Raw genomic sequence first — 7,482 nt, 5'->3', positions numbered from 1 at the left:
GACCAGCACGCCCTACGACGAAGCCACCGCCTGGACCAGCAACCAGCAAGACCAACAACTCGCCGCTTGACAGTCCAGCCGCATGGGATGTCTAACCCCTTGTCGCTGACGCATGGCGCTGGACGCATGGCGCTGGACGCATGGCGCTGGACGCATGGCGCTGGATCAGGGTTCGCGGTCGAATCTTGAGCCAAGATTCGACCCGGAACCCTGATCCAGCGCTAACGGTCGGCTAGGGCGTAGGCGGCGACGCGGACGGCGGCGGTGACCGTGGTGACGGCGTCGGCGTCCGGCGCGGCCGAATGGAAGGCGTTGGGACCCATCCCGACCAGGGCGCGTACCTCTTCTGGGGTCAGCTGGAGCGAGAACGTCAGCTCTTCCGCCTCCACCAGGTCGAACTCCCGCAGGGTGGCGGCCAGCCGCTCGGCCTTGTCCGGGTCGACGTCGAGCAGGCCGTAGCGGTCCCGCAGCTCGGCGAGGTGCTGCGGCAGCGGCGTGACGACCACCAGGCGGCCGTCCGGGCGCAGGACACGGCGGAACTCCGCCCCGTTGCGGGGCGCGAAAACGTTCAGCAGGACGTCGAGGCACCCGTCGGCCAGCGGCAGCCCGGCCCACACGTCGGCGAGCACGGCTTCGGCCCGGGGATGTACGCGAGCCGCCCGGCGCAACGCGGGTTTGGCCACGTCAAGGGCGATCCCGGCGGCCTCCGGCGCGGCGTCCAGCGCCCCGGCCAGGTAGTAGCCGGTGCCCGCGCCGATGTCGGCGATCAGCGTCGCCGACGGGGGAACGAGGCGCGCCACCGCTGTGCGTACCCCTTGGTAGTGACCGGCCTGGAGGAACGCGGACCGGGCGGCGACCATCTCAGCCGTGTCGCCCTCGGGCAGCTTGCGCCCCGCGCCGAGGTGGACGTAGCCCTGCCGGGCGCGGTCGAAGCTGTGGCCGCGCGGGCAGCGCAGCGAGCCGTCCGCGGGCTGGAGCGTCTCCTGGCAGACGGGGCAGCGCAGGGCGGCCAGAACGGATGTGATCATGCGGTCTCCGATATCGTCATCACATGGTCGCACCCAGCTACGCCGAGCTCGTCAACGCCCCGAAGGCCCTGCTCCACGACCACCTCGACGGCGGCCTGCGTCCCGCGACCATCGTCGAGCTGGCCGCCGAGATCGGCCACGAGCTGCCGGAGACGGATCCGGACGCGCTCGGGCGCTGGTTCTCCGCCGCCGCCGACTCCGGTTCGCTGGAGCGCTACCTGGAGACCTTCGGGCACACCGTGGCGGTCATGCAGACCAAGGCGGCGCTGCGCCGGGTGGCCGCCGAGTGCGCCCTCGACCTGGCCCTGGACGGCGTGGTCTACGCCGAGGTCCGGTACGCCCCCGAGCAGCACCTGGAGAACGGGCTGACGCTGGCCGAGGTGGTCGAGGCGGTGCTGGAGGGGTTCGCCGAGGGCACCGCGCAGGCCGCCGCGCAGGACCGGACCATCCGGATCGGCTGCCTGCTGACGGCGATGCGGCACGCCGCCCGGTCGATGGAGATCGCCGAGCTGGCAGTGGCCTACCGGGACGCCGGGGTGGTCGGCTTCGACATCGCCGGCGCCGAGGCGGGCTACCCGCCCACTCGTCACCTCGATGCTTTCGAATATCTACAGCGTGAGAATTTTCACTTCACCATCCACGCCGGCGAGGCCTTCGGCCTGCCCTCCATCTGGCAGGCCATTCAGTGGTGCGGCGCCGACCGGCTCGGGCACGGGGTGCGGATCGTCGACGACATCACCGGGGAACCCGGACGCCGGCAGCTCGGGCGCTTGGCGGCTTATGTCCGAGATAAGCGGATTCCGCTGGAACTCTGTCCATCCTCGAACGTGCAGACCGGCGCCGCCGCGTCGATCGCCGAGCACCCGATCGGCCTCCTACGGGATCTGCGCTTCCGGGTCACCGTCAACACCGACAACCGGCTCATGAGCGGCACGTCGATGAGCCGGGAGATGGCGCTGCTGGTGGAGGCCTTCGGCTACGGCTGGCCGGAGCTGCAATGGTTCACCATCAACGCGATGAAGAGCGCGTTCATCCCGTTCGACGAGCGGCTGGCCATCATCAACGACGTCATCAAGCCGGCGTACGCGAAGCTGATCGGAACCGCGTAGTCACCGTCAGTGACTTTTGGTGGGATGTCGCCAGCGCGGTATTACCCAAGTGTCCTGATGTTTCTCCCCAGTTGTGGGAACTGGGGCAGGCTGGCCTTTTGCTTTATCGCCCAACGTGATGGAATCTCGGGGGTCGGCCTTAACGCGGTCGGCAGTTGATTGCTGAGCAACGGCGTGGCGGATCGCCCACGACTGTGGGTAGCGTGTGCGGGGCCAGCGAGCGCTGCGGGCCGAAGGCGGCCCGTTGTGGGAAGGACGGTGACGTGAGCAAGCGGCCAGGATCGGAGAGTTCGGTCCTTTCGCGTCTCCGTCGACCGGCGGGTCGACTCCGGGACATGCCCATCTGGGCCAAACTGGGTCTCATCATGGTGGTGCCCACGCTGGCCACCATCGTCGTCGGTGTCAACGGTCTCGTCGGCCAGATGGATACGGTCGAGCTGGCGGACCGCGCGCGTACCTTCGCCAACCTCAACACCGAGGCCGGGGAACTCACCCACGAGCTGCAGGAGGAGCGGGCCAAGGCGGTCATGGCGCTGGGCGCCGGCACCGACAAGGCCGCCCGCCAGACGGCGTTGAGCGCGCTCGACCAGGTCATCTCGGCGACGGACAAGGCCAAGGACGACTACCTCCAGCAGGTGCAGTCGCTGTCGACCGACGGTCTGCCGGCCAAGTTCACCGCGACCCTGGAGAATGTCACGCAGGGTCTGCAGGCGCTCGGCCCGGTCCGGGACAGCACGAAGAACGCCAAGTCCGTGTCGAGTGACGTCGCGTCCACCTACAGCTCGATCATCGGTGACCTGAACCAGTTGCGGGACTACACCGCCCGGCTGGCCGGCGACACCGCGCTGTCCGAGCGCATGCAGGCCGGCGCGCAGCTCGCGAAGTACAAGGAATATCAGGCGCAGAAGCGGATCGTCATTCTCAACGCGTTCGCCAGCGGCAACATGACGACCCAGTGGAAAGACGACTACATCGCCACCCTGATGGGCTCCGAGCAGGCGTTCAACGCGTTCAAGCTGCTCGCGACGGCCGATGAGTTCGAAGTCTGGACCACGCGCACCAGCGGCCGGGCGTTCCGTGAGGTCAGCCTCGACCAGGGTCTGATCGAATCGATGAGCTCGACCCAGATGTCCACCTTGGCGTTCACCGCCCAGAACTGGGACCAGTCGCACTCGGAGGCGGCCGACCTCGTCCGCAAGGTCGAGGAGAAGGTCGACGCCGACGCGGCGGCCGAGGCGACCCGCGTGCGTGACAACGTCACCCGGCAGGTCCTCGTCCAGACCGGTCTGCTGCTCGGCGCGCTCATCCTGGCGATTCTGTTCGCCTGGCTCGTCGCCCGCTCGATGGCCCGCTCGCTGCGCGAACTGCGCCACGGCGCGCTCAACGTCGCCCAGTACGGGCTGCCCCAGGCGGTCGCCCGGCTGCGGGACCCCTCGATCTCCGCGCAGCTGTCCCCGGCCCAGGTCGCGACCCAGATCGCCGATCCGCTGCCGGTCCGCAGCTCCGACGAGTTCGGTCAGGTGACCGAGGCGTTCAACGCCGTCCACCTGGAAGCCGTGCGTACCGCGGCCGAGCAGGCCGCCCTGCGGTCCTCGGTCGCGACGATGTTCGTCAACCTGGCCCGTCGTTCGCAGATCCTGGTCGACCGGCTCATCGGCCACCTCGACCGGCTCGAACGCGGCGAGGAGGACCCGGACCGCCTGGCCGAGCTGTTCCAGCTCGACCACCTGGCCACCCGAATGCGCCGTAACGACGAGAACCTCCTGGTGCTCGCCGGCGCCGACTCGACCCGGGTCCAGCGTGACCCGGCGTCCCTCGTGGACGTGCTCCGCGCCGCGCAGTCCGAGGTCGAGCACTACACCCGCATCGAGTTCGGCACGGTCGACCGGGACATCGAGGTCGCCTCGCACGCCGTCAACGACCTCGTCCACCTCGTCGCCGAGCTGTTCGACAACGCGACCGCGTTCTCGCCGCCGGACTCGATCGTCATGGTCGAGGCGCGGCGGGTCGGCGACCGCGCCGTCCTCTACGTCGAGGACCAGGGCATCGGCATCTCCAACGAGATGCTGGCCGACATCAACGAGCGGCTCGCGACGCCGCCCATGGTCGACGTGGCGGTCTCCCGGATGATGGGCCTCGTCGTGGTCGCGCGGCTCGCCGCCCGCCACGGCGTCAAGACCGAGCTGCGGCCGGCCACCGACCGGGGCACCATCGCCGACGTGACGCTGCCGCAGTCGGTGCTCGTGCCGCGGGCGCTCTCCGGCCGGGGCCAGGCCCCGAGCCGACCCGTCACCCCGCAGCCACAGCCGGCCCAGACGCCGCCGCGGTCGCCGTTCGCCCAGCCGCTGGCGCTGGAGAGCGGGCCGGTGCAGCGGCAGACGCCGCCGCAGCGCCCCGGGCCGGCCGGTCGCCCGGCGTACGAGCAGCCCCCGCCGCGGGTGTTCGAAGCTCCGTCCGCTCCGGTCGTCCCGCCGATGCCCGAGCCGGTCAACGGCCGCTCGATGCCCGCGTGGTCCGACCTCACCGGGGCCAACGGCCGCTCGGCCGCCCCGGTCAACGGCTCCGGCGCGCCCGACCACGATCCACTGCCGACCCGCCGTCCGCAGGAGAACTGGACGGTCGACGGTGAGCTGATGTCCGACGGCGTGGGCATCCCGCGCCAGATGCCGACCTCGCCCGAGGCGATGCCGACGACGGGTACGCCGCCGATCAGCAGCGTCCCGGTCAGCGGCTACCCGGTCAGCGGTGCTCCGGTCAGCGGCTACCCCGTCAGCGGCGTACCGGTCAGCTCCAGCCCGGTCAGCTCGGCTCCGGTCAGTTCGACCCCGGTCAGTGGACCGGGGAGCGCCACGCCGACGGCTCCGTCGCTGCCGGTCTGGCCGCCGGTCACCATGCCGACGACGCCCAACATCCCGGTCACGCCGTCCATCGGCGAGGCGCTGCCGCAGCGCCCGACCGAGCGGACGCCGGACTACCCGGCCGTTCCGGCGGCCCAGGCGGAGCCGCGGCCGACCCTCGCGTACGTGCCGCCCGCTCCGGCCATGCCGGAACGGCAGGTGCCGCCGGCCGACGAGACGATGGAACTGCCGATCTTCCGTGAGCTGGAGTCGGCCTGGTTCCGGACGCGCAAGCCGGCCGCCGGTGAGCTGGCCGACGCCGCCGACGCCTCGGCGACGGCGCAGTTCCCCCGGATCACCGCGGAGACGGCGGCCGGGCAGTACGCCACCGTTCCCGCGACCGAGCAGGCCACGGGGCAGTATCCGACGGTTGCCGGCGGGGGCTCGCGGGACGGAGCGGAGCAACAGCGTTCGAGCACGATGGCGGGTAGTGCAGGCATGGGGAGCAACGACCGGCCCTCGGGCTACACGGTTCCGGCGCCGTACGCGCCGAGCTGGCAGACGATCGCCGACGACGGCTGGAAGGCCGCCACGGCCGCCGCGTCCGCGACGAACGAGGACGCGAGCGAGGTGACCGGCTCCGGCCTGCCCAAGCGGGTTCCGATGGCGCAGCTGGTCCCCGGTGGTGTGGACAAGGGCGGCACGACGCTGGAGCGGCGTACGCCCGAGGGTGTTCGCGGCCTGCTCTCCGCATACCACCGCGGTGTGCAGCGAGGCCGTACGCAGCAGAAAGACGATGACTCGACCGCTGGTTCGCACCCGAACGGGCGGCAAGGTGGCAAGGAGCATGAGGCATGACATCAACGCAGGATCTGGGTTGGCTTCTGGCCAACTTCGCGGATCGCGTCCCCGGAGTCGCCCACGCGGTCGCAGTCTCCGCCGACGGCCTGCTCCTGGCGTCGTCACGTGACCTGCCGCGGGACCGAGCCGACCAGCTGGCGGCGATCTCCTCCGGCCTGGTCAGCCTGACCCAGGGCGCCGCTCGGTGCTTCGAGGGCGGGGCTGTCCTCCAGACCGTCGTGGAGATGGACAACGGGTTCCTGTTCCTGATGTCCATTTCGGACGGTTCGTCGTTCGCCGTTCTCGCCGCGCGCAGTTGCGACGTCGGCCAGGTCGGTTACGAGATGGCGCTGCTGGTGGACCGGGTGGGCGACGCGCTCACGCCGGCGCCGCGGGCGGCGGCGGGCATGCTCAACTAACTGAACACGCGAGCGGTACCAACCCGCCGTGGAGGGTCCACAGCGGGTTTGGAAGGGGGTGAACGGCTAGATGGTTGAACGCGAAGAACCGACCGGTGCGCTGGTTCGGCCGTACGCCGTTACCCGAGGTCGCACCCGGCCCAGGCTGGAAATCGCGATCGAAGCGCTGGTGGAGACGACCATGCGAGGCCGGTCGGCACAGTCGACCAAAGGCGCGGGCCGGGAACACCAGCACATCGCCTCACTGTGCGACGGCCGCCTGCAGTCGCTGGCCGAGATCGCGGCGCGGATGCAGCTGCCGCTCGGCGTGGCGCGGGTTCTCATCGCTGATATGGCCGCGGATGGCCTCGTCGCGGTCTATGAGCCGACCTCGTTCGAGACCAATGACGCAGTAGGCACTGAGTTGCTGGAGAGGGTGCTGAGTGGACTTCGGAGGCTCTGAAATGTCGCACCGTCCTAACGCGGGACGGGTGACCTCGGCGAAGATCGTCATCGCCGGTGGCTTCGGCGTGGGCAAGACCACGCTGGTCGGCTCGGTATCGGAGATCACCCCGCTGACCACCGAAGCGATCATGACGTCTGCGGGCGTCGGGGTCGACGACACCCGGCAGGTGCCGGGCAAGACGACGACCACGGTCGCGATGGACTTCGGCCGGATCTCGATCGACCGCGACCTGATCCTGTACCTGTTCGGTACGCCCGGCCAGACCCGGTTCTGGTTCATGTGGGACGAGCTGGTGCGGGGTGCGATCGGTGCGGTCGTCCTCGTCGACACCCGGCGGTTGGCCGACTGCTTCGCGGCGATCGACTTCTTCGAGCACCGCAAGCTGCCGTACGTCGTCGCGATCAACTGCTTCGACGGCACGCAGTACCACTCCGAGCAGGACGTTCGCGACGCGCTCGCGATCTCCCCGGAGGTTCCGGTGCTGCCGTGCGACGCCCGCGGCCGGGAGTCCACCAAGCAGGTGCTGATCGGCCTGGTGGAGTACGTGCTGAGCATGCGGCGGACGCGTACCGGTATTCCGGCCTGACGCTGACCACGAAAAGAGCGGCCCCCTGACGGGAGCCGCTCTTTTCCGCATCTGCGGCTTTGGGCGCTGGCCGCTTTGGGCGCTGGCCGCTTTGGGCGCTGGCCGCTTTGGGCGCCGGCCGCTTTGGGCGCTGGCCGCTTCGGGCGCTGGCCGCTTTGGTCGCTGGATCAGGGTTGTAGGGGGGCAATTTGGCCAACTATAGGACGCGTAACCAGATT

The 7,482-nt window shown here is 70.1% G+C and carries 6 protein-coding genes; 5 read left to right on the top strand and 1 reads right to left on the bottom strand.

Going from position 1 to position 7,482, the window contains the following annotated elements; translation table 11 throughout:
* Positions 1–221: 221 nt before the first annotated feature.
* A complete protein-coding gene (locus AB0H43_RS09170) occupies positions 222–1,028 on the bottom strand; it encodes a putative RNA methyltransferase (protein ID WP_359998578.1) in 807 nt (268 codons plus the stop codon).
* A 23-nt stretch (positions 1,029–1,051) separates the two neighbouring features.
* On the opposite strand from AB0H43_RS09170, the gene AB0H43_RS09165 reads away from it, so the two are divergent.
* The 5 genes from AB0H43_RS09165 to AB0H43_RS09145 all read left to right on the top strand — a co-directional run bounded on the left by AB0H43_RS09165 (position 1,052) and on the right by AB0H43_RS09145 (position 7,264).
* Positions 1,052–2,137, top strand: coding sequence for an adenosine deaminase (locus tag AB0H43_RS09165; protein WP_359998576.1), 1,086 nt, complete (start codon positions 1,052–1,054; stop codon positions 2,135–2,137).
* Between the two features lie 335 nt (positions 2,138–2,472).
* Complete coding sequence (locus tag AB0H43_RS09160; protein WP_359998574.1) at positions 2,473–5,832, top strand: nitrate- and nitrite sensing domain-containing protein; 3,360 nt, start codon at positions 2,473–2,475, stop codon at positions 5,830–5,832.
* Positions 5,829–6,233, top strand: coding sequence for a roadblock/LC7 domain-containing protein (locus AB0H43_RS09155; protein ID WP_253758077.1), 405 nt, complete (start codon positions 5,829–5,831; stop codon positions 6,231–6,233). Before AB0H43_RS09160 ends, AB0H43_RS09155 begins: the two co-directional genes overlap by 4 nt.
* 70 nt (positions 6,234–6,303) lie before the next feature.
* Complete coding sequence (locus AB0H43_RS09150) at positions 6,304–6,675, top strand: DUF742 domain-containing protein (protein WP_359998571.1); 372 nt, start codon at positions 6,304–6,306, stop codon at positions 6,673–6,675.
* A gap of 1 nt (position 6,676) precedes the next feature.
* Complete coding sequence (locus tag AB0H43_RS09145) at positions 6,677–7,264, top strand: ATP/GTP-binding protein (RefSeq protein ID WP_290867797.1); 588 nt, start codon at positions 6,677–6,679, stop codon at positions 7,262–7,264.
* Positions 7,265–7,482: the final 218 nt, after the last annotated feature.

The sequence above is a fragment of the Hamadaea sp. NPDC050747 genome (genome assembly GCF_040654195.1).
GTDB lineage: Bacteria > Actinomycetota > Actinomycetes > Mycobacteriales > Micromonosporaceae > Hamadaea.
Note: the sequence above shows the minus strand (reverse complement) of the source record. Positions and strands in the feature narration are given on the sequence as shown.

Excerpts from the sequence above, each read along its gene's own strand:
- AB0H43_RS09170 (WP_359998578.1), bottom strand. The coding sequence starts at position 1,028 with ATGATCACATCCGTTCTGGCCGCCCTGCGCTGCCCCGTCTGCCAGGAG.
- AB0H43_RS09165 (WP_359998576.1), top strand. The coding sequence starts at position 1,052 with ATGGTCGCACCCAGCTACGCCGAGCTCGTCAACGCCCCGAAGGCCCTG.
- AB0H43_RS09160 (WP_359998574.1), top strand. The coding sequence starts at position 2,473 with ATGCCCATCTGGGCCAAACTGGGTCTCATCATGGTGGTGCCCACGCTG.
- AB0H43_RS09155 (WP_253758077.1), top strand. The coding sequence starts at position 5,829 with ATGACATCAACGCAGGATCTGGGTTGGCTTCTGGCCAACTTCGCGGAT.
- AB0H43_RS09150 (WP_359998571.1), top strand. The coding sequence starts at position 6,304 with ATGGTTGAACGCGAAGAACCGACCGGTGCGCTGGTTCGGCCGTACGCC.
- AB0H43_RS09145 (WP_290867797.1), top strand. The coding sequence starts at position 6,677 with ATGTCGCACCGTCCTAACGCGGGACGGGTGACCTCGGCGAAGATCGTC.